This window comes from Bifidobacterium tibiigranuli, from assembly GCF_022655035.1.
GTDB lineage: Bacteria > Actinomycetota > Actinomycetes > Actinomycetales > Bifidobacteriaceae > Bifidobacterium > Bifidobacterium tibiigranuli_A.
Genome location: NZ_JALCUA010000002.1, coordinates 181,049 through 200,035, shown reverse-complemented (window position 1 = coordinate 200,035; position 18,987 = coordinate 181,049). Strand labels below are relative to the sequence as shown.

Annotated in this window: 16 protein-coding genes; 4 read left to right on the top strand and 12 right to left on the bottom strand. The window is 60.1% G+C overall.

Going from position 1 to position 18,987, the window contains the following annotated elements:
• Positions 1–127: 127 nt before the first annotated feature.
• The 7 genes from LKK40_RS03455 to LKK40_RS03425 form a co-directional block, all read right to left on the bottom strand.
• Positions 128–2,992: a phosphatase PAP2 family protein gene (locus LKK40_RS03455; protein ID WP_304309234.1), complete on the bottom strand. Its 2,865-nt coding sequence runs from the start codon at positions 2,990–2,992 to the stop codon at positions 128–130.
• A 409-nt stretch (positions 2,993–3,401) separates the two neighbouring features.
• Positions 3,402–4,406 carry an aromatic amino acid DMT transporter YddG gene (yddG, locus tag LKK40_RS03450; protein ID WP_304309233.1) on the bottom strand — a complete coding sequence of 335 codons (1,005 nt, stop codon included), beginning with the start codon at positions 4,404–4,406 and terminating at the stop codon, positions 3,402–3,404.
• A gap of 244 nt (positions 4,407–4,650) precedes the next feature.
• Positions 4,651–5,061 carry a GNAT family N-acetyltransferase gene (locus LKK40_RS03445; RefSeq protein ID WP_152579723.1) on the bottom strand — a complete coding sequence of 137 codons (411 nt, stop codon included), beginning with the start codon at positions 5,059–5,061 and terminating at the stop codon, positions 4,651–4,653.
• 129 nt (positions 5,062–5,190) lie between these two features.
• A complete protein-coding gene (locus tag LKK40_RS03440; protein ID WP_304309232.1) occupies positions 5,191–5,475 on the bottom strand; it encodes a hypothetical protein in 285 nt (94 codons plus the stop codon).
• 140 nt (positions 5,476–5,615) lie between these two features.
• The gene (locus LKK40_RS03435; protein ID WP_304309230.1) at positions 5,616–6,590 is read right to left on the bottom strand and encodes a LysR family transcriptional regulator; all 975 of its coding nucleotides are present in this window, start codon (positions 6,588–6,590) and stop codon (positions 5,616–5,618) included.
• Between the two features lie 214 nt (positions 6,591–6,804).
• Entirely contained in the window at positions 6,805–7,659 is an 855-nt protein-coding gene (locus tag LKK40_RS03430) for a GNAT family N-acetyltransferase (RefSeq protein WP_304309228.1), read from the bottom strand.
• Between the two features lie 68 nt (positions 7,660–7,727).
• The gene (locus tag LKK40_RS03425) at positions 7,728–8,336 is read right to left on the bottom strand and encodes a TetR/AcrR family transcriptional regulator (protein ID WP_304309227.1); all 609 of its coding nucleotides are present in this window, start codon (positions 8,334–8,336) and stop codon (positions 7,728–7,730) included.
• 83 nt (positions 8,337–8,419) lie between these two features.
• Between LKK40_RS03425 and LKK40_RS03420 the strand changes: the two genes are divergently transcribed.
• Positions 8,420–10,093 carry an MFS transporter gene (locus tag LKK40_RS03420; RefSeq protein WP_304309225.1) on the top strand — a complete coding sequence of 558 codons (1,674 nt, stop codon included), beginning with the start codon at positions 8,420–8,422 and terminating at the stop codon, positions 10,091–10,093.
• A gap of 89 nt (positions 10,094–10,182) precedes the next feature.
• Here the strand turns inward: LKK40_RS03420 and LKK40_RS03415 are convergent, their stop codons facing one another.
• Positions 10,183–10,539: a hypothetical protein gene (locus tag LKK40_RS03415; RefSeq protein WP_304309223.1), complete on the bottom strand. Its 357-nt coding sequence runs from the start codon at positions 10,537–10,539 to the stop codon at positions 10,183–10,185.
• On the bottom strand, positions 10,536–10,802 hold the full coding sequence (locus tag LKK40_RS03410; protein WP_304309221.1) for a hypothetical protein: 267 nt from the start codon (positions 10,800–10,802) through the stop codon (positions 10,536–10,538). The genes LKK40_RS03415 and LKK40_RS03410 overlap by 4 nt, the downstream gene beginning before the upstream one ends.
• A 146-nt stretch (positions 10,803–10,948) precedes the next feature.
• Here LKK40_RS03410 and LKK40_RS03405 point away from each other — a divergent pair, with 146 nt between their 5' ends.
• The 3 genes from LKK40_RS03405 to LKK40_RS03395 all read left to right on the top strand — a co-directional run bounded on the left by LKK40_RS03405 (position 10,949) and on the right by LKK40_RS03395 (position 14,268).
• On the top strand, positions 10,949–12,166 hold the full coding sequence (locus tag LKK40_RS03405; protein WP_304309219.1) for a MarP family serine protease: 1,218 nt from the start codon (positions 10,949–10,951) through the stop codon (positions 12,164–12,166).
• Positions 12,167–12,366: 200 nt separating this feature from the next.
• Positions 12,367–13,218 carry a Cof-type HAD-IIB family hydrolase gene (locus tag LKK40_RS03400; RefSeq protein ID WP_304309217.1) on the top strand — a complete coding sequence of 284 codons (852 nt, stop codon included), beginning with the start codon at positions 12,367–12,369 and terminating at the stop codon, positions 13,216–13,218.
• Positions 13,219–13,236: 18 nt separating this feature from the next.
• Positions 13,237–14,268 carry an aldo/keto reductase gene (locus tag LKK40_RS03395; RefSeq protein ID WP_304309216.1) on the top strand — a complete coding sequence of 344 codons (1,032 nt, stop codon included), beginning with the start codon at positions 13,237–13,239 and terminating at the stop codon, positions 14,266–14,268.
• A gap of 174 nt (positions 14,269–14,442) precedes the next feature.
• Here LKK40_RS03395 and LKK40_RS03390 read toward each other — a convergent pair whose 3' ends face one another.
• The 3 genes from LKK40_RS03390 to LKK40_RS03380 all read right to left on the bottom strand — a co-directional run bounded on the left by LKK40_RS03390 (position 14,443) and on the right by LKK40_RS03380 (position 18,827).
• A complete protein-coding gene (locus LKK40_RS03390; RefSeq protein ID WP_304309214.1) occupies positions 14,443–16,149 on the bottom strand; it encodes a glycoside hydrolase family 13 protein in 1,707 nt (568 codons plus the stop codon).
• Between the two features lie 241 nt (positions 16,150–16,390).
• Positions 16,391–17,932: an amino acid permease gene (locus LKK40_RS03385; protein WP_304309511.1), complete on the bottom strand. Its 1,542-nt coding sequence runs from the start codon at positions 17,930–17,932 to the stop codon at positions 16,391–16,393.
• 292 nt (positions 17,933–18,224) lie between these two features.
• Positions 18,225–18,827, bottom strand: coding sequence for a superoxide dismutase (locus tag LKK40_RS03380; RefSeq protein ID WP_304309211.1), 603 nt, complete (start codon positions 18,825–18,827; stop codon positions 18,225–18,227).
• Positions 18,828–18,987 lie beyond the last annotated feature (160 nt).

Genomic DNA, 18,987 nt, shown 5'->3' with positions numbered 1-18,987 from the left:
CACGTCGTTCGCGGAGCTGCACATCGCACAATGGACGACTCCGCCGCCGCACCTGACTGTGCTGCCATCGAAATGGCGCTGCAATCAAGGGCGACGACGGAATCACAACCTGTGGGTATCGGGCGAATCAGTGCCGATGCTTGCGAGCCACGACCGTGACCGCAGAACCAATCAGGGCAAGCGCGGCAACCGCTACAATGGCCGCCGAAATGTCGGCACCTGTGGCAGCCAGCACACCATTGGCCTGCGGTTTGCTGTTGTTCGCGCCGGTTCCGTTCTTGCCAGGCTTGGTCGGCTGCTGGTTGGTGTTGCCAGTATTGACGTTGCCGATGTTATTGCCATTGCCGCCGTTATCACCGGGCTGCGCCGGGGTCTTCTCGCGAACCACCGAAGCGACTGTCTGACCAGGCTCGACCTTGGTAATGTTCTTGCCGTCGGCGCTCAGCGTCACTTTGGCGCTGTATGCGGCTGCAAGATTCACACGTGCCCAGCCTTCGCTCGTGGCGTCCAGCGGGTAGCCGGAGTCGCCTTCGGTCGCGGCGAGCACTTGCTTCTTCTGGTCGGCGCTGAGCACGCTGAAGGCGCTAACGTTGCTCAGCAGATTGACAGCAGCATCGGGCACAACCGGAGCCTGCCCAGCGGTGCCGGTCTTGGTGAATCCGTAGGACATGCGGGCCTGGTAGGCGGCCAATGCGGACTGCAGGTCGGTGACCGGCTTGGTCGAGACCTCGTCAGTGAAGGCGTTGGCGTAGCCTTTCGCATCGTTGGCGCCGTTGGCGTCGATGCAGCTTTGCAGGGTGTCGCCGTGGCCGTCGGCCTTGCACTGCGCGGTCAGGTAGCTGACCAGCTCGGCGCGGGCATCGGCGCTTTCCTTACGCGTAGCATCGTCGTTCAGTGCGTTTGCCACGCCGTACTGCCCGGCAATGTGACCGCCAAGGATATCGAGCGGGTAGTGCACGCCGAGCACGATGCGGTTGTTGCCCGCTTCGGAGACACGGGTCATGATCTGCGGCCCCAGCTCAGGCAAAATGCTCGCCAGACCAGTGCCCTGCGTGAAAGCGAAGGTCGTGTGCCCGGAGGGGAAGGAACCCGAGTTATACAGGTTGTCATACTCGTTGTCGATCGGCGAGCCGTTGCCCCAGTCGAAGCTCTCGTATCCGGGAACCTTCTGGATGTTCAGCGTCTGCGCGGTGCCGTTCATGTTCAGCGTGGTGCCGACATAGTTCACGCGATCCACATACGGACGCGGATGCTGATACCAAGCCTTGGCGCTGCCGGTAGAGGCGGATTTGTTCATATCCTTGAGGTACTGCTCGGTCTTGGGCAGCTTGCCGGAGTCCGCCGCCTGCTTGAAGTACGCCCCCAGCACCGGGCCAAGCGCGTCATACAGCGTGTTGGTGGAGTTCATCTGCGCATCGGACAGCGCGCGCTGATCCTGAACAGTCTTGCCGTCCGCCCCGAAAGCAGCGTGGTTGATGGACTCGGTGAGCTGGTCGTCATGGCTCAGCACGGCCTTGCCCTCATCGGTGACGCCCACGCCTGCCACGAAGTAGCGGTTAAAGTCCTTGAGCAGATTGGTGACGGCATCGGAGTCGCTGACCTTGGTGACCTTGGACTGCGCGTTGCCGAAGCTGATGGCCACAATCGTGCTGCCGTCCGCGCTCAGCGTCACATTCGCGCTGTAGGCCTTGGCAAGATTGAGCCGCTGGTAGCCCTGCGACGAGGCGTCCAGCGGATAGCCGGAGTCGATTTCGGAGGCTTCGAGAATCTGACGACGTTGTGCGGCGCTCAGATCCGGGAACGCAGTGAGCAGCAGGTCCTCAGCTCCTGCAGGAACCTTCGGTGCCTGCCCTGCGGCGGAGGTCTGCGCGAATCCATAGGTCATGCGAGACGTATATGCGTCGATTGCCGATGCACGGTCAGTGACCGGCTTGGTCGAAACCACGTCGGTGAAGGTGTTGATATAACCCTTATCGGCGTTCGCGCCGAGCTTGGTGACGCATTCCCCGACCGTGGAGCCGTTGCCATCCGCCTTGCATCGGGCGGCGATGTAGTTCTCAAGCTCATCATGCGCCGGCAACAGTTCATTGGTGCGGAATCCCGAATCCGACCACAGCGCGCTCGAGCTGGCCGTGGCGGCGATACGCCCGCCCATCACGTCCATCGGATAGTGCACGCCAAGCACGACGCGGTTATTGCCTGCCTCGGATGCGCGAGCCATGATCTCCGGCCCGAGCTCGGGCAGCAGCGTGGACAGCGCGATACCGCGATTGTAGGCCTTCGTGGTGTGCCCGGAGGGGAAAGCTTGCGAAGGCTCCTCATAATCCGTGTAGTCCTCACCGAATTCCTGGCCGCCCTGCGTGAACATCGGAATGTGGATGATGCCCAGCTCAGGCTTAAGCCCATTGAGATTGGTGTCGCCGCCGATGGTGCGGTCCACGCCCTGATCCGCTTTGGTGAAGTATGGACGCGGGTAGTTGAAGTCCTTCTTGGCGCTGCCAGTGCCAACGAAACCGGAGGTCGCAACCGGGCTTGAGGCATCGAACACCAGCGCGTTCGTCTTGGGCAGCGAGCCGTTGCTCAGCCCTTCGCGCAGGTACTTGCCGATGGTGCCACCCAAGGCAGTTGAATACGAGGTAATCGCATTAGCCGGACTGTCGCTTGCGTCGAACGCGGCGCGGTGCGCCTGCGTGTCAGTGCCGTCTACCTTCGTGGTGTCCTTGGCCGCATGGTTGTTGATGGCGACGACCGTATCGTCGCTGTATGCGAGCACCGAGCGCCCGGCATCCGTCACGCTGCCACGGAACGCATCACCTTGGGCCGTATTATCGACGACCTTCTTCGGGGTCCACCAGTTGTTGAACTCGCCAAGCAGCTCCGTGATGTTTGGCTTATTGGCCGGGTATGCCGTCGAAGCCTGTGCCGCCTGAGCCGCTGCCCCGCCGCTCAGGAGCATAGCCAGCGCCGCAGCGCCCGCCATGACTTTGTGCATTCGATGTTGCTGCGTTCGATGTCGTTGCGTTTCCGTTTTCATTCGCGCATCTCATTTCTTTCATGTCGAAGATGTCGATGCGCCCGCTAAGGAGCTTCATCGACAGGTTGGCAGTTCCAGTGTGTCGTGGCCGAGCGGCGAACTCGCGGAAGATCAGCGAGATGTCATTTCCGGTTAAGCCAAAGTTCACTTTGGGGCGACTGTGCTTTGGGAGAGACTGTCGGTTTCGGCGCGTATCGATTGCGTATGCTGATGATGTTGAGGCTATGGCGCTGCCGAGCGTGACGACTAAAGGCCAATGAAAACCAGCGAAAAACCGACGAAAGAGACATATACAATGCATGCGGTGAGAATGAGCGTGAGGCGCGGCGAGTAGCTAAACCGCCCGCAACACGTCCGCCGGCTCCGTTCAACTCTGCGGTTCTACGCTGGCATCCTTCGTAGCCCACCAGCCAATGAGCGAGCCTACGACCACAAGCACGACGCCCTGCCAGAATGACACGGTCAGGCTGGCTCCGAGCGCGAGCGCTCCTATCGCGGAGGAGAGCACGGGCGCGGCGTATGAGGCAGACCCCAGCACCGTCAGATTGCCGTGCATGATACCGGCATCCCAGCAGGCGTATCCGGCTCCGATGACGAGAGCAGCGGCGACGAGCACGATATAGGCTCCGATTCCCGCCGGATGTGCATGCTGGGGAACCGAACCCGTCAGGAAATGAACGATCCACAGGGCCACGGCGACCCCCGTCAAAAACAGGGTGATGCCGTCGTACCCTTCGCTGATGCGCGGCGTGATAACGGAGTACACGGCCCAGGTGACCGCGCCGCCGAAGGCCAGCGCATACGGCACTGGGTTCGAGGCGATGTGGGCGGCTATGCCCGCCGGATTCAGGCCGGCATCGCCGCCGACCACGAACGCGGTGCCGAGCGAGGCGAGCAAGGCGCCAGGTATGACCAGCCATGTCTTGGCAGTGAAACGACGCCCAATCAGCGAGAGCAGAACCATCAGCGTCGGCCACAGATAGTTGACGACACTCACCTCAAGCGCCTGCGTCGCATCGTGCGCCAGACCCACGGCCAAGCCAACGGAAACCTCGTATACCACGAACAGTGTTCCGCACACCAGCAGATATCGAAGCGGAAAACTGCGCAGTTGCCTCGGGCGGCGGATAACCCACATCACTACAGCGGTGAGCGTATAGATCAGCGCCGCGCCCAAGGTGGCGCCGAAATTCTGCGCCGTGATGCGCACCAAGCTCACAATCGCGCTGAACAGCACTATGGCGAGCAGGCCAACTAGCGTCGCGTTGTGGTTGGGGGCGCTGTAGTTGGGGACATTGCGGTTGGAAGCATTGCGTTTCGTCTTGCCCACTGGCCTTCCGCTCCCCTGCTCCCCTTGTTCACACGATCTCATGCCGCCATTATCTCTCGCCACGAAGAGAAGCTAGACGCAGACGCCCATACGTGTGATGCGATGCAGAGGAGATGTCAAAGGCGACACGCCGGGGATGCTATGCACAAGTCGGGTGATAGGAATTTTGACCCGCAGAATTCCGCCAGTGAAAAACGCTACTGCCTGACTTGTGCGCACCAATCCGGGCGTGTTACAAGCTGATACAGAGGACGGTTGCGCCCCGATTGACGCGCAACCTGATCGCCTACTCGTTGCAAATCTGCATGGCGACGCCGTCGGGCATGATTCCGAAACCATGCTTCTGATAGAACGATGCGTTGCGGCTTTCCTCGGGCATGACCTCGATGTAGAAGTAGTTCGCGTAGCGCTCCTTGACCATTTCGACCAAGTGCCCGGCGATGCCGTGCCCTTGGTATTCGGGGTCGACCAGCACGTAATGCATGTAGGCCATCATCTCGCCGTCGTCCAGCACACGCACCAGGCCCGCGAGGCGCTCGCCATCCCAGGCCGTGAGCACGGTCGACGACCCCATCAGCGCCTTGTGCAGTCGTTCGGGATATTTGCCCGAAACCCAGCCGACTGACAGGAACAGCCGTTCGACCTGATCCTGAGTGAACTTCTTGACGTCGGTGTATTCGATGGTGGTGTCGCTCATGTATTCATCCTTGCGTTGTTGTGCGGTATTGCGCGTTGTTGCGATTGCTTATATATAGTATGACCGCCCGAGCGGCCGTCGGCAGGATGAAGACCACTCCTGTCGACGGCCGCCCAAAACGGCGTATTGTCAGGCGACCTGATAGATGCGAATCTCCGGGTCGGCCTTGAACAGCGGTGAAAGCCCGGCGACAACGTCGTTTGTGAACAGGTCACTGGACAGATAGGCCTTCGCCTCATCTGCGGTCGTGAAGCCGTGGAGAATCTGCACGTCCTCGTCGCGAATCAGGAGCTGCTTGCTCGTGGCTCCGGGAATCGTGTTGAGGAACGGCTCCCTGTACTTGGTGTAGACGGCTGCCGCCGCCGGGCGGTCAGCTTCGTCCACCGTGATCGTGATTTCCAGAAATGCGGCCATGATGCCTGCCTTTCATGCTTTCATATCGGTTCCAAGCCCGACACATCGTCGGGCTACCTTCCACGGTAGAGTGGATGGGCCGCGCCCGGTAGAGGGTCAACGCTGATGGAGCCATACACAACTGTTATGGCGTTATGGCGTTATAGCCGAGCAGACAAAGCCAATGATTCATGCTGAGGTTCGGCAACGACTATCTGGCTGGCAAGCAGCTCAATGTCCCGTGCAAGCGGCGACTGCGGATTCCAGACCGCCTCGTACGAGATCATGACATCTTGTCCATTATCCTGCAGCATGCGATGCTGAGCCTTGGGGTCGCTGAGCTTGGACACTGGCAGAATCGCTACGCCCAGTCCCATCGAGGCCCATTGCTCAAGCACCTGGTAGCTTGCGGCCTCACCCGGATAGGCGTTCATCGGGTGCTTGTGGCTGGCGAACAGCTGTTTGGTGAATGTGGTCAGTCCGCAGGTGTCGGGAACCAGGATGAACGAGGCATTGGCTTCCGCCTCGAACTCTGTCGCGTTCTCTTCTGACTTGACTTCGTCTATTTTGCTCCCGCCTGCCGCGCTATCGTTCGCCTTGCCCTGCATGGCACGGGACGTGACGATGGCGACCGGCTCCCGGCTGATGATCCGATGAGCGAATCGGGGCATTGAAGCCACGGCCGGTATGAGGATGACATCGAGTTTGCCGGCGCTCAACGCTTCGCGCAACTCCTGCATATCGGCCTCGCGCAGCACCAGCTCGTGCGATTCCGGGAGATTGCAGACCATGGAATACATCTGCGCAACGAGTTTCGGATCGATGAGCGGAGAGACGCCCATACGAATGGAACGATCAATCGGTTGCGTGAGACGCTGTGCTTCGGCGGCTATCGCATCCAGCTCATCAAGCGCACGCTCAATCATGGGCAGCATCTGCCGGCCAAACGCCGTAGGCGCCGCTCCTTGGGTGGTGCGTTCGAACAGTTTCCCGCCAAGCTGCTGCTCAAGCTTGGCAATGCCATTCGACAGCGCCGGCTGGGTCACCCCGTAGGCGCGGGCCGCTGCGGTGAATGAATGCGTCTGCGCGGCGGCCCACGCATAGCGCAGCCCTTCGATGCTCACATGATCGGTCATAATCACAGATTATTACAGCATGCTGTCATCGCTGCGAGTCGACGTTGCTTTCCCCTGCTGACAGCATTGCGAAACCTCACTCACACACGCCGAAACACATTACGTCGGCCGCAACTGATGAAAATGTGTCTTCTATAGCGTCGTCCGCAGCACACCCATAGCGCCTCACATAAGCGAGATAGGTGCTTCTCCGATGTTATTTTGCCATAAATTCTCAATTTCCCTTGGTCAAGGACTTGCGCAAGGAATAGTAGAGCATCGCTGATTCTTCGACGAACCCTGTCGACGTGTACAGATTCAGTGCGCGAGCATTGTCTGTGTCGACTTGCAGGATTATCGTTTTGGCTCCCATCGAGATCAGCTTGGCTATTGACCAGTTGAGCAGCGCGCGGCCATAGCCATGCCCGCGATATTCCGGCACGATTTCTAAGGCGTAGATGCCGCCCTCGTCCGACAGCAGCTCCAAACGGACGCTGCCGATGATTTTGCCGGCTATAGTGCCGGTGAACATGTGCTCCTCGGCATCTGTTTCCTGGACATCCAATGTGCTTTTGGAACGCAGCAGGCTTGACGAATCTCCACCATGCTCTACGAACTCTCCATGCTGCTCGAAATCCGACGCATTCAGCACCATGTCGTATTCGGCATGATGATAGTTCGCGTGCAGTCTCTCGATGAAGCGCAAACCGGATGCCGATTTCTTGTCGCTGAGCAATAGCAGCTCCTGTGGGCTTCTCGCATTGAATTCGTCCAGCAGCCGCCGAAAGAGCTCGGTGAAAATCCCTTGCTTCCTGTAGTCCGGCCGAACCATGCCGTTGATTTCCCATACTGCGCTGTCGAAGGAGCATACGCCCAAATACCCGACCAGCGCATCGTGGTCATAGCAGAAGAACTCGTTCCTGCCGGAGCGATCGGTCTGATTCTTTCCCGCTTCGCTCGTCTTGAAATCCAGCTCAAGCTTGAAATCAACATCTTCATAGTTTCGGCACGCCTTTTCCAGCTCCATGATTTGCCGATAGTGGCCGCTGTCAATAGTGACGCTCGCCGTAAACGTATAGTTACTCGTCATACCGTTCGTTGCTTTCCTTTGCTCAGGCCATCCAACGTATATGGAACACCGATTGCACCGTCCCGAAATCACCGCCGTTCGTCATGAAACAGGGTCACGACGAACGGCTCTATCGCAGCCGTCACCCTTTCGCTGTCCCAAGCATCTGCGGAATCGTCAGAAGTACCAGAGGCAGCATGCAGCGCATGATGGCAGACCCCGTTGATGCCGTGAAACAGGAACACCGCCGCAACCTCCGGATCCTCTACAGTGCAGGCACGCTGCGCCTTCGCCGCCTGCAGAAAATCAGCGATGACTGCGGTGATGCTGCGCTCCCATGAGGTGTCGTCCGCCTCGCTCGATGCGCAGTCAAGCACGGCGCTATACGAGGGCGCGATCTGCAGATACTCGTCAACGGCCAGGCGCAAAAGATTGCGCGCTTCGGCCTGCCAATCACGGTGCGCATTTCCCTCCATATGCTCGCGCAGCACGTTGCCGATCTGCTCAGCGAAATCGGCGCGCAAGGCTTTGATGAGGTCCGCTTTCGAGTTGAAATACAGGTAGAACGTCCCTTTCGCCACACCGGCGGCCTGCGTGATGTCGTCGATGGTGGCTTTCCCCGCGCCTTTGCTGGCAAGCACCTGCTGGCCCGCGTGCAGCAGTGCGACGCGGCGCTGTGGATCCAGGCTTCTGCTCATCGGTTGTCCTCCCTGCTTCTATAATGACTGACAGTCAGTCAAGTTATTCAACATACTGAAACCAAGTATAGAAAGGCCTTGCAATGAACACTCGCCACGTCCCCATAGGCAAGAACGATGAAGCCCAGAACGGGAATATATCTCAGGGTTCGCAGATGCCTAATTCCGCCACATCGCAAGCTCAATCAAGCGGCAGCAGGCCCCGCAGACCCAAATCATCAACCGCTCGCACAATCGCTTTCGCCATCATCATGGTGACGGTGTTGGTCGTCTCAATGGACAATTCGATTCTCTATATCGTGATGAAGACGCTCGCGCAGAATCCACCGACCGGTTTGGGCGCTTCGCAGAGCCAACTGCAATGGTCCTCGGACGCCTACATCCTCGCGTACGCCGGGCTGCTGCTCACCGGCGGCGTGGCGGGCAACCGCTTCGGCCACCGCAGGACGCTGCTTATCGGCCTGACCGGGTTCGGCGCGTTCTCGCTGGCCTCGGCCTTCGCGCCCAGTGCCGGCTGGCTGATCGGCCTGCGCGCGATGATGGGCCTGTTCGCCGCGTTCCTGATTCCCGCCACGCTCGCCATCATCACGTATCTGTTCGACGGAGCGGCGAGGGCCAAGGCGATCGGCATCTGGTCCGCAGTCGTCGGCGCGGCGCTAGCCATCGGCCCGCTGGCCGCCGGAGCCCTGCTGACCCATTTCTGGTGGGGTTCGGTGTTCCTGATCAACCCGCCGGTGGTGCTGGTCGCGCTCATCGCGGTGCCGCTGCTCGTGCCCGAATACCGCGACGAGTCGCGCCCCAGCTTCGACCTGCCCGGCATGCTGCTCGCCTCGGCAGGTCTGCTCGGCATCATCTACGGCATCATCCAGGCCGGCGACAGCGCCAGCTGGACCGGAGGCAAGACCATAGCCCCCATCGCGGCTGGTTTGGTCGCAATCATCGTGTTCGCTCTATGGGAGCTGCGTGCGAAGACGCCGATGCTCGACGTGCGCTACTTCACCGATCGGGGCTTCACCATCGCCGCGCTCGCCTTGGCGCTGCTGTTCTTCTCGCTGTTCGGCGGCGTGTTCATCATGACCTTCTATCTGCAATCCATCCGCGGCTACAGCGCCTTGAAAACCGGCGTATGCATCCTGCCGTTCGCGCTGGCCATGATCGCGTTCGCGCCGCAGGCCCGCAAGATGGCCGTGCGCTTCTCCGCCCGCGTCACGTCCGGCTCCGGCATGCTCGTGATCGCCGCCGCCACGTTCGCGCTCTCCCGCATCAGTCAGCACACCTCGATCTGGGTATTCGAAGTCCTGCTGTTCGCCTTCGGCGCAGGCATGTCGCTGGTCATGCCGCCAATGACCACGCGCATCGTCTCCACGTTGCCGCAAAGCCAGGCGGGCACCAGCAGCGCCGTCAACAACACCTTCCGCCAGGTCGGCGGCAGCCTGGGCATCGCCGTGCTCGGCTCCATCCTCGCCGGCCACTACCGCACCGCCATCGAACCCAAGCTCGCGTTCCTGCCCGCCGGCATCCGCAGCCAGGCGGCATCCTCCATCACCGCCACCCAGCAGGTCGCCGCACATCTGTCCTCCACCCATGTGCCCGCAGAGCTGGGCCACAATCTGCTTGTTCAAGCGACCGACGCCTTCATCGGTGCCCAGCAGACCGCATGGACCATCGGCTCCATCGTCGCCCTCGCCGCCGCAATCTTGATCCTCGTGCTGTATCGCGACAGGAAGGCGGACGATATGCAAAGCAAATGCGAATAAGGAGCCGAATACATATAAAAGACCGTATGACGCGAGAATACATTCCTATTGCGCCATACGGTCTTTCAATATCACATTTCAAATCGCTATCATGCGCTCTGCAACTGTTGTCCGTGGGAACGCATGTCACGCTCAACGAGCATGCGCAGGTATTCAGACTTGTTGTGCAGACCGGCAAGTTTGCGCTGCGAGTCTACATAATCGGCCATCGAGCGCGGCGCCTTGAACTGCAATTGCACAGTCTCCTCCCGATTTGCTTCCGACAGGCGGGGTCGGCCCGTGAACATGTGCACCGCCTCGCGCGCGTCTGCAGCGCCCGTAGCCAGCATCAGGTCATTCTCGACGTCGCTGTACAACGTCTGCTCCGTGCTTTCCACGGCTTGGGAATCGTCCCATTGCCATTGCTCATCCCGCAGTGCCATCATCTGCTCCTTTTCCTTCGTCATTGCTGGTCCTTGCTCCAGAAGTTACCTTGTTCCGCATTCACATGGAAGACCACGATTCCCCTACCCGGCAGAATCTTCATCATCACCTCGATGGACGGAACCAGCGGATCGCCGTGGTGCTCGCCGGTCAGCTTGACGTAGCGTGCACCGTCCCGGTCGAATGAAGCGCGTCTGATCGGATGGGTGACTGCGTAGGTCACGTCGTCGATCGTGTAGCCATGCCGGTCGGCCGATTTAGCGAACAGCACTCCTTCAAAACTCATTACAATATCGTAACACAGTTTCGTATTATACATAAAGCGCGTGGTGAATGAAACTGTCGTGTATGCCGAAGCCCAGCACCCGCTGGTTTCGCCCCTAGGCTAGCGTTGTCAGGCAGTTTTCAGCGAGATGGAAAACTATAGAAGGCATGTTGCTGCCCATTGACATCGTCCTCGCCATCCTCCTGATCAGCGTCTTTGCCGCTGGCGTCCGCGCGGGATTCTTCTCCACGCTCGGCACCTTCGTCGGCCTTATCGCGGGCGCGGCGGTCATGCCATACGTGCTGCCGCGTGTCGCGCGATCCATTCCCAGCGACACATGGCGAGGCATAGCGGTTTTCGCCGTCGCTATAGGTCTCCTTGCGCTGATGTCCGGAATCGGGTCGAGCATCGGCCACGTCGTTCGCCGGGGTGCCGACCGGCTGCGTCTTGGCGGCGTGGAACGGCTGCTGGGCGGCGGGCTGGCGCTGGCATGCACGGCAATCGCCTTGTCGCTGACCGCCGCAGGCGTCATCACCTCCGGAATCCCCGTCCTGTCGCAATCTCTCGCCTCCTCACAGGTGATTCAAGGCATCAACCGATACACTCCGCAGCCGGTGAGCGATGCCGTCGCCCGACTGCGCTCCCAGGCCTTCGACAATACTGGAATACCCACGCTGAAAGGACTGTTCGAAGGCGATGGCAATACCGGTGTAAACGAAGGCAGCAGCATTATCGGCGGCAGCCCCGCTCCCGCCATAGATGCCAATGATCCGAAGGTTCAAGCGGCATCGCAGTCGGTCGCCCGCATCTCTGGCATCGCCCCTGCCTGCAGCACTATGTCCTCAGGATCCGGGTTCCTGGTGGCCGATGATCTTCTGATCACCAACGCGCATGTCGTCGCCGGTGTCGCCGCTCCCCTAGTAGAGCTGCCGGGCGAGCCCGCCCGCACCGGCTCCGTCATCTATTTCGATCCCGTCAATGATCTCGCAGTGGTCTCAGCGGATGTGAATGCCAAACCGCTGTCACTGGATGATTCAACGATTGCGAACGGCAGCGCGGGCGTCGTGCAGGGCTATCCGTACGGCGGGCCGTTCCAAAGCGTACCCGCACGAGTGCTGTCCACCGAGCGCGATGCTGTGCCCGACATTTACGGGGATTCCACTGCCAATCGCTCCCTCCACGTGCTCCAAGCTCGCGTGGAACCCGGCAATTCAGGAGGCCCGCTGCTCGACCAGAACGGCGAGGTCACCGGAATCGTCTTCGCCAAGGCGCAAGAACGCGCAGACATCGGCTATGCCATGACCAACGAGGAGATCCAGCCGGTTCTCAGCCGCGTGTCCGTCGGCAACCCGCCGGTGAGCACCGGGCGGTGCCTCGCGCAGTGAGCGTATGTGACAGCAGACAACGCCTCATCGACTTCTGAATACTTCCTAGCGTCTGCCGTGTTTAGCGCCCGCCACGCCGAGAGCAACACGGATATCAGCGTCATCATAAATCCGCAGGCATGGGTAATCTCATTCTTGGCAGCGGATATTTGGCACATGGGGCTCGTTGCCACGTTCCGCACTCGCGATGGAGGGACATCATGGCACAGCGACTTGTTTTCGTCGACGTCGACGGCACATTGGTCAATCACAATCAGGAAGTGCCGGACTCGGCGCAAGAGGCGCTCGCCGCCGCTGCTGCCGCAGGCCATCAGCTCGTCCTGTGCACCGGACGCAGCAAGCCGGAAGTGTATCCCGCGCTTTTGGATCTCGGGTTCCGAGGCTTGGTAGGCAGCAATGGCGCGTACGGCGAAATGGACGGAGCTGCGATCTTTGACGATCGCATGCCGGAAAATGACGTGGCAGAGCTCGCCTCTTGGTTCGACTCGAACAGGACCGCATGCTTTTGGACGACTCCCGATGCGGTCTACTCGGTGCATGACTTCATTGACCTGTTCCGGCCTTCAGATGGCGTCAGCAAGCCATCGGCAGCAGGCGATTGGACCGCTTATCTGCGGCAGATTGAACCCTATATCCGGACTGGCGTGCCGAGAACCGCCAACAAAGTGACCTTCTTTCTCTCCGCGGGCTCGGGTGTGCGGTTGGCGGACGCGCGGGAACGTTTCGGGAGGCAATTCAGCATCGTTTCCGGATCGATGCCGCAGGAGCTCGGGGAGACCGGCGAGCTGACTGCTCTGGGCATGGATAAGTCCGTCGGCTTGAAGAAGATGGCCGCCCGACTCGGATTTGCGCCAGATGACACCGTAGCTCTAGGCGATTCCGCCAATGACATCGCGATGCTGCGCTCGGCAGGCACCGGAATCGCGATGGGCAACGGCATCCCGGAGGCCAAGGAAGCCTCCGACTGGGTCACCGCGCCAATCGACGACGATGGCCTCGCGCTGGCCTTCGAACGACTTGGGCTAATCCGACACGTGGATTGGCAGGCATAGAAACCGAAGGAGCGAAACATGCGACATATGAGACTGGGGGCGTCGGGCATCGAGGTACCCGCATTGTTCATTGGAGGCATGTCCTTCGGCGAACCGGACCCCGAACAGCATGTGTGGACGACGAGTCAAGAGACCACGCAGGCGATCATCGCCAAAGCCTTCGACCTGGGTCTCAACGCCATCGACACGGCGAATTGCTATGCCCGTGGCACCAGCGAGGAATTCATCGGGCAGGCCATCAGGAACCTTGGCATCCCGCGCGAGCAGATGATTATCGCCAGCAAAGTCTACTTCAACGAAGGCCATCTCTCCCCCGCGGCGATCCGCCGGGAGATCGAAGGCAGCCTGCGCCGTTTGCAGACCGATTACCTCGATCTGTACATCATGCACCGCTTCGACTACGCAACGCCCATCGAGGAGACCATGCAGACTTTGGACCAACTGGTTCGGGAGGGCAAAGTCCGTGCGCTGGGCGCCAGCGAGATGTACGGCTACCAGTACCACAACATGCAAGCCGCCGCCGAGCGCAACGGCTGGACTCTGCTTTCGAGCTTGCAATGCCACTACAACCTGCTCTACCGCGAGGACGAGCGTGAGCTCATCCCCGTGGCCCAGCAATATGGGGCACTGCCCACTCCCTACAGTCCGTTAGCCTCCGGGCACTTGGCCCGGGCGGCATGGGACTTCGATTCGCTGCGCGCCAGAACCGACGCGGTCATACGCAGCAAATACGATGCGGCCCGCCAGCAGGACCAGCCGATCATCGATCGCGTGTGCGAAGTGGCCGGCAGATACGGCGCGAGCATGGCCAGCATTGCGCTGGCATGGCACTGGGCGCACGGCGATTCCGCGCCCATCGTGGGCTGCTCGTCGCCCGAGCGCGTGGAGCAGGCCGCCGCAGCGTTCGACATCCACCTCGACCAGGCCGACATCGACTACCTCGAAGAACCCTATACCGCGCACGAACTCGTCGGCCCCCTCGCCAGGCCCGGAGATAGGCCCCTGGCCGGCACCACCACACCGCCGGTCACACCGCCCGCCACGAAGTGAACGTCTGTTACGACATCTGCATTCAAAATTGATTAGCGTCAGCATTATGACATCTGACATCGCAAAAATGTCACAGGCCCGGCAACATGGTTGAATTGCTGTCGGGCCTGTGATACTGAAACGGATACGAAACGTTCGGGTTTCTTAATCCGAATCGCTTACTACCGCTACCCCTCAGGCCAGTTCAAACACCGCCGACTCCCACGGCTTGAGCGTTGCAACGCCGTCAAGCGTCCGCTCCCCGATTAGCAGCTTGGCCCCGGCCAGCCCGGGCAGCCCGTCGACGGGTAGCGCGGTCTCGTGCGAGGCGCAGTTGGCGACTGTCAGAATCGTCGTGCCGTCCAAGGTGCGGGTGAAGGCCCAGATGTTCGGGTCGTCGGCCAGCAGCAGCTCGAAGCGGCCCTCGCGCACGACCGCATTCTCATGCCGCAGGGCGATGAGCCTGCGGTAGTGGGCGTAGATGGAGTCCGGGTCGGCCACGGCCGCCTTGGCATTGATGCCCGTGTGATTCGGGTTGAGCGTGTACCACGACGTGCCGGTGGTGAATCCGGCGTTGGCCGTGTCGTCCCACTGCACCGGCGTGCGCGCGTTGTCACGGCTCTTGACCTGCAACGAGTGCAGGATCGTGGCCTCGTCCAGTCCGGCCTTTTTCGCCTGGTGGTAGTAGTTGATCGACTCGACGTCCTCGTAGTCCTCGATCGAGTGCAGCGGCAGATTGGTCATGCCGAATTCCTCGCCCTGGTACACGTACGGGGTGCCCTTGTGCAAATGCAGCACCGTCGCCAGCGCCTTGGCCGACGCAACCCGGTACTCGGGGCTGTCGTCGCCGAAGCGCGAAACCACGCGCGGCTGGTCGTGATTATTCCAGTACAGCGAATTCCAGCCCGCCTCGGCCAGTCCATCCTGCCAGTGGGCCAGGTTCTTCTTGAGCACCGGCAGCGGCAGGTCGGCCAGATCCCACTTCGTTCCCGTAGCCGTGTGGTCCAGCTCCATGTGCTCGAAGGTGAACACCATCTTGAGCTCATGGCGGGTCGCGGCCGTCGCGCGAATCGCGGTCTCGACCGTCGATCCGGGCATCTCGCCCACGGTAAAGAGATTATGCTCGTCCAAACCGACCTCGCGATTCATCTCGGCAAGGAACTCGTCGAGGCGCGGGCCGTTGGAGAAGTTGTCGGACAGATCAACCGGTATCGGGCCGCCGCTGGTGAGCGATTCGGGTTTGGAGATCAGGTTGATCACGTCCATACGGAAGCCGTCCACCCCGCGCGCGACCCACCAGCGCATCATGTCATACACCGCATGACGCACATCCGCATTCTCCCAGTTCAGATCCGGCTGCGCCGGACTGAAGATACCCAGATAGTACTCGCCGCTGCGCTCGTCATACGTCCACGCCGACGGTGCGAAGCACGCCTCGGTGTCGCTGGGCTCCGCGCCCGGCTCCCCCGGCGCCTTCCCCGCCCGCGCCTTGCGCCAGTAGTACCAGTCACGCTTGGGAGACGCCGGGTCGCGCGACTCCTCGAACCACGCATGCTTGTCGGACGTGTGATTGACCACCAAGTCCATGACCAACTTGATGTCGCGCTCATGCGCGTCGTGGATGAGCTTGTCGATGTCGTCAAGCGTACCGAACAGCGGATCGATGTCACGATAGTCGCTGATGTCATAGCCGTTATCCACCTGCGGCGAGCTATACACCGGCGACAGCCAGATCACATCCACGCCCAAGCCTGCCAAATAGTCAAGCCGCGAGTCGATGCCCGGGATGTCGCCCACGCCGTCCCCATTCGAATCCTGGAACGAACGCGGATAGACTTGATACACCACCGCCGACTTCCACCAACCCTCAGGACGGTCCTTATCAAACTGGTTCGATGCCATGTACTACTCCTCGCAAAAAATGTGGTTACCGGCGCTCATCGCCACGTTGCTCACCAGCGTACAGCCTCGTATGGAACCTCTCGCATAGGGTGTTTCACGCTGTATTTCACATGGTATACAGACAGATTGGAGACATTAAGAAATACGTCTGTGATGAATTGCATAGTCAATCACAGACGCATAACCTGCTATACCGATAACGCCTAAAGCTCACCCCACGACAGTATTCTCGGCACTATCGTCATACAGCACTCGCTGCATCCACAGCACTGGCTGATTTCCTGCGCCGACTGTGTAGCAGGCAGTATCCGCCGAACACGATCAGCCAGCCCAGACCGGCCAGCGCCGGGCCACGCGTGTCTGCGGCCAGGAACAGCGTGAGATAAATGAAGGCGAAGAATGTCATGGCGACAATGTCAAGAACCTTGTATCCCGGCAGCACGAAGCCGTCGGTGATGAAGTCGGCGGACTGGCGGTATTTGCGGTGCGCGGCCACGGTGAGTATGTAGATAAAGATGATCACTGCGCTGGACGCCGAGGAGAAGAGCACAAAAGCGCTGGAAATGCCGGGAATCGCGCTGACCAGCGGGGAGACGAGAATCAGCAGGGCCGAAAGTATGATTGCACGCGCAGGCACCTTGCTCTTCGAGACGGTCGCAAAATGGCGCAGACGCGGGGAATCGGACTCGTCAGCCACTTGATAGAGATGCCGCCCGGCGGAGTACAGCAGGGAATTCAGCGACGACGAGGCCGCAGTGATGACCACGAAGAACACCAGTGCCGAAGCCCAGTTGAGTCCGGCGTATTGGAACACCATGACGAATGGCGAGGCGAAGGAGCCGTCGCGATTGGGCTTGAAGGTGCTCCACGGCACGATGAGCATGATTGCGACCAGCGCGCCGACGTAGAAGATCAGGATTCTGGCGATGAGCTGGTTGATCGCCTTGGGCAGCACCTTGCGCGGGTTACGCGTCTCGGAGACCGTCACGCCGACGAATTCGATGGTTTCGTAGGCGAAGAAGACCATCTGGAAGCTCATCAGGAACGCCATCCAGCCGTGGGGCAAGAAGGAGAATCCGCGCGTGATATTGTCGAAGCCCGCGTGGCCGGCTGGCGAAATGCCATCCATGCCGTGAATCTGCACGGCCGGGTAATGGTAGTCGATGATGACCATGACCGCAGCGGTGACGATCATCGCCAGAATCAGCGTGATCTTGATCATCGAGAACCAGAATTCGGTTTCGCCGAAGACCTTGACCGCAATGAGATTGACCATAGCGAGCATAGCCAGGAAGCCGATCTGGATCAGCCAGTTCCAATGCCGCAAGTCGATGCCGAAGATGCGGAAGAAGGTCACGAAATACGTGCCGACCGCGCTGATTTCGGTCATGCCGACCAGCACCAGAACGACCCAGTACGACCAGCCGGCGAAATGGCCCCAGGCGTCGCCGAGGTAGCGCCCGATGAAATTGATGAAGGTATGCTGGCTCGGGTCGCGGTACATCATCTCGCCGATCGTCCGCATCAGCAGGAACATGACCGCGCCCACGGCGATGTACACCGCGATGATGCTCGGCCCGGTCAGGCTGATGGACTTGCCCGACCCCAGGAACAACCCCGTGCCGATGGTGCCGCCGATGGCGATGAACTGCACATGCCGGTTCTTCAGACCACGTTCCATATCGTTGCTGCGGTCCAGCGTCTCCACGGATTGCAGCCCGGAAGCCGCTTCGCCTCCGTCGACTTCCGATGCAGTTGCCGCAGTTCCTTCTGCCGCATGCATGGTTGGTTTGTCGCCGTTGCTTTCATTCACATTCTCATTACGCACGCAGGCAACCATACTCCCTGCCCGCCCATTTTGGCCAGAACCATGTCATCTATAGGACAGCGTGTACAGGGTATACAAGGGAATCCTGCCCCTTTTGTGCCTCTTACCACGAATAAGCGTCACAAAAGGGGCAGTATGCCTGATACGCAAATTCCCTGAACTCCATTTCGGGGCTCAGGGAATCAGCAATCAGCCAGTCACTGCCGACTTCATCCAGTAACAGTCAGCTACACAATCAATCCGTCATTCAGTCCGTGCTGACTTTGGCGAAGCGCTCGGCGGCGTCGGCCCAGTTGGCGATATGCCAGAAAGCCTTCACATAATCAGCCTTGACATTGAGATAGTCGAGATAGTAGGCGTGCTCCCACATGTCCAGCTGCAGCAGCGGGACGATGGAAATCGGCACATTGGCCTGCTGGTCAAAGAGCTGGAAGATCAGTGGACGCTTGGCGGTGGTGTCCCAGCCGAGGATGGCCCAGCCGGAGCCTTGCAGCGTCGTCGCGGTCGCGTTGAACTGCGCCTGGAACTTCTCGAAGGAGCCGAAGTACTCGTCGATGGCGGCCGCCAACTCGCCTTCGGGCTTGCCGCCGCCGTCGGGAGAAAGGTTCTTCCAGAAGACGCTGTGGTTGATGTGGCCGCCGAGATTGAAGGCGAGATCCTTCTCCAAGCGGCTGATATTGGCGAAGTCGTTCTTGTCACGAGCTTCTTCAAGCTGCTCGAGGGCGGCGTTCGCGCCATTGACATAGGTCTGATGATGCCTGTCATGGTGTAATTCCATGATCGTGCCGGAAATATACGGTTCCAGCGCGGCGTAATCGTAGGGAAGGTCGGGAAGCGTGTAGACGGTCATAAGAGGTCCTTTCGTCGTTGTCCTGTCCTACCCCAGATTAGCAATTTCGGCGATGCGGCGAGGCTAAGCGCTGTGCGCGAACAAGGCGGCAAAGGTCTTGACGGCCATTGCCCCGTGCCCTCTTACCTCGTGCCCTCTTATTGTTGCGATATTCCTAAGA

Coding starts and splice junctions, on each gene's coding strand:
- LKK40_RS03455 (WP_304309234.1), bottom strand. CDS start 2,992: ATGCACAAAGTCATGGCGGGCGCTGCGGCGCTGGCTATGCTCCTGAGC.
- yddG (WP_304309233.1), bottom strand. CDS start 4,406: ATGAGATCGTGTGAACAAGGGGAGCAGGGGAGCGGAAGGCCAGTGGGC.
- LKK40_RS03445 (WP_152579723.1), bottom strand. CDS start 5,061: ATGAGCGACACCACCATCGAATACACCGACGTCAAGAAGTTCACTCAG.
- LKK40_RS03440 (WP_304309232.1), bottom strand. CDS start 5,475: ATGGCCGCATTTCTGGAAATCACGATCACGGTGGACGAAGCTGACCGC.
- LKK40_RS03435 (WP_304309230.1), bottom strand. CDS start 6,590: ATGACCGATCATGTGAGCATCGAAGGGCTGCGCTATGCGTGGGCCGCC.
- LKK40_RS03430 (WP_304309228.1), bottom strand. CDS start 7,659: ATGACGAGTAACTATACGTTTACGGCGAGCGTCACTATTGACAGCGGC.
- LKK40_RS03425 (WP_304309227.1), bottom strand. CDS start 8,336: ATGAGCAGAAGCCTGGATCCACAGCGCCGCGTCGCACTGCTGCACGCG.
- LKK40_RS03420 (WP_304309225.1), top strand. CDS start 8,420: ATGAACACTCGCCACGTCCCCATAGGCAAGAACGATGAAGCCCAGAAC.
- LKK40_RS03415 (WP_304309223.1), bottom strand. CDS start 10,539: ATGACGAAGGAAAAGGAGCAGATGATGGCACTGCGGGATGAGCAATGG.
- LKK40_RS03410 (WP_304309221.1), bottom strand. CDS start 10,802: ATGAGTTTTGAAGGAGTGCTGTTCGCTAAATCGGCCGACCGGCATGGC.
- LKK40_RS03405 (WP_304309219.1), top strand. CDS start 10,949: ATGTTGCTGCCCATTGACATCGTCCTCGCCATCCTCCTGATCAGCGTC.
- LKK40_RS03400 (WP_304309217.1), top strand. CDS start 12,367: ATGGCACAGCGACTTGTTTTCGTCGACGTCGACGGCACATTGGTCAAT.
- LKK40_RS03395 (WP_304309216.1), top strand. CDS start 13,237: ATGCGACATATGAGACTGGGGGCGTCGGGCATCGAGGTACCCGCATTG.
- LKK40_RS03390 (WP_304309214.1), bottom strand. CDS start 16,149: ATGGCATCGAACCAGTTTGATAAGGACCGTCCTGAGGGTTGGTGGAAG.
- LKK40_RS03385 (WP_304309511.1), bottom strand. CDS start 17,932: ATGCATGCGGCAGAAGGAACTGCGGCAACTGCATCGGAAGTCGACGGA.
- LKK40_RS03380 (WP_304309211.1), bottom strand. CDS start 18,827: ATGACCGTCTACACGCTTCCCGACCTTCCCTACGATTACGCCGCGCTG.